Here is a 2192-nt window from a genome sequence, read left to right as displayed (position 1 = left end):
CAGGTCGTCCACTCCGGGCAGGATCGCAAGTGGGACGAACTCTCCAACCTGCTGCAATCGCCTGCCATGCGCGAAGATAATGGCCTACAGCGCAAACTGATCATTTTTACCGAGCACCGCGACACCCTCAACTATCTCGCCGTCAAAATTCGTGGCCTGATCGGCAATGAAGACGCCGTGACCATGATTCACGGTGGCATCAAGCGCGAAGAACGCCGCAAGGTCCAAGAGCTGTTCCGTAACGACCCCACCGTCCGCGTGCTGCTCGCCACTGACGCGGCGGGCGAGGGCGTCAATCTGCAAAACGCGCACCTGATGGTCAACTACGACCTGCCCTGGAATCCCAACCGGCTGGAGCAGCGCTTTGGCCGTATCCACCGCATCGGCCAGACCGAAGTCTGTCATCTCTGGAATATGGTCGCCGCCGAAACCCGCGAGGGCGACGTTTTTCAGCGCCTCTTTGATAAACTCGAAGTCGAGCGCCAGGCATTGGGTGGTCGGGTTTTCGACATTCTCGGTGAGGTTTTTGAGGAAAAAAGCCTCAAGGACCTGCTGATCGAAGCCATCCGTTATGGTGCCGACCCCGAAGTGCGCGCCCGCATGTGGCAAAAAATAGATGGGGCACTGGATACCCGGCATCTGGAGGCCATCCTTCAGCGCAATGCCCTTTGCGAAGAGGTGATGGACGCCCGCCGTCTCTTCGCCGTCAAAGAAGAGATGGAGAAGGCCGAAGCCCGCAAGCTCCAGCCCTATTTCATCCGTTCTTTCTTCCAGCAGTCCTTCCAGCAACTGGGTGGTGCATTGCGCCCCCGCGAGGCGGGCCGCTACGAAATCACCCATGTCCCCGCCAGCATCCGTGAGCGGGACCGGCAAATTTCCGGGCGGGACCGCCGCAACAGCAATCCGGTTTTGCCCCGATATGAACGAGTCTGCTTCGAAAAACAGTATGTACGCATCAATGACCGTCCCAGCGCCGCGATGGCGAGTCTGCTGCACCCCGGTCACCCGCTGATGCAGGCGGTCACCGACATCGTCCTGGAGCAGCACCGTAACCAGCTCAAGCAGGGCGCGCTACTTGTGGACCCCGGCGACACCGGGCTGACGCCCCGGGTCCTGTTCATGGTCGATCATTCGGTAAAAGAAGGCGCCGACCCCACGCGTGTCGTATCCCGGCGGATGCAGTTTGTGGAAATCGACCCGCAGGGCAATACCATCAACGCCGGCTGGGCTCCCCATCTCGACCTGGAACCCATCGACCCGGCGGACAGGCCCTTGATTGCGGACATTCTGGCCGCCCCGTGGATCACTCAGAACCTCGAAGCGCAGGCGCTGAGCTACGCCTCTGCGCATCAGGTACCGGCGCATTTCAATGAGGTACGCCAGCGCCGCGAACTGATCGTGGACAAGACCCTGGCCGCCGTTCAGGAGCGGCTGGTCAAAGAAATCAACTACTGGTCGGATCGTTACATCAAGCTGCAAGACGATATTTCTGCCGGTAAGGACGTGCGCCTGAATCTGGAGAACGTCCGCCGCACCATTGATGATCTCTCTGCACGCAGGGAATCCCGCGAAAAAGAACTGCTGGCCATGCGTCACGTGATCTCGGCTACCCCCGTCGTGCTGGGTGGCGCACTGGTGATTCCGGCAGGACTGCTGGCCCAGCGCAAAGGCGAAACGACCGGCTGGACCGCCGATGCCGCCGCCCGTGCCCGGGTGGAGTGGATCGCCATGCAGGCGGTGATGGACGCGGAACGTACCCTCGGTCACGAAGTGATCGATGTTTCGGCACAGAAATGCGGCTGGGACGTCACCAGCATGCCCGCTGCCACTGACGGCAGACTGCCTCCTTCCCGGCACATTGAGGTCAAAGGCCGCGCCAAGGGCAGCAGTACCGTCACCGTCACCCGCAACGAAATCCTCTACGGGCTGAATCAGCAGGATAAATTCATCCTCGCCATCGTGCTGGTGGATGGTGAACAGCATGAGGGGCCATACTATGTGCGCAAGCCCTTTACGCAGGAGCCGGATTGGGCGGTCACCAGTATCAATCTGGATTTGGGGGAATTGCTCCGGAAGGGAGAACAAGTATGAGACTCCACAAGATTGTATTGAAGAACTTTCGCCTTTTCCCATCGCTGGAATGTACGCTGCACCCAGAGCTGACGGTGCTGGTGGCAGACAATGGCGGCGGG

1 protein-coding gene is annotated in these 2192 nt (G+C 60.1%); it reads left to right on the top strand.

Annotation, left to right across the window (positions count from 1 at the left end; all coding sequences use genetic code 11):
• A partial coding sequence (locus M7F93_RS11770) for a helicase-related protein (protein ID WP_298173773.1) occupies positions 1-2091 on the top strand: 2091 nt, incomplete at its 5' end.
• Between the last annotated feature and the right edge of the window lie 101 nt (positions 2092-2192).

It is taken from the genome of Acidithiobacillus sp., from assembly GCF_027322205.1.
Taxonomy (GTDB): Bacteria; Pseudomonadota; Gammaproteobacteria; order Acidithiobacillales; family Acidithiobacillaceae; genus Acidithiobacillus.
The sequence above is the reverse complement of the archived record's forward strand: the minus strand, read 5'-3'. Positions and strand labels throughout refer to the sequence as shown.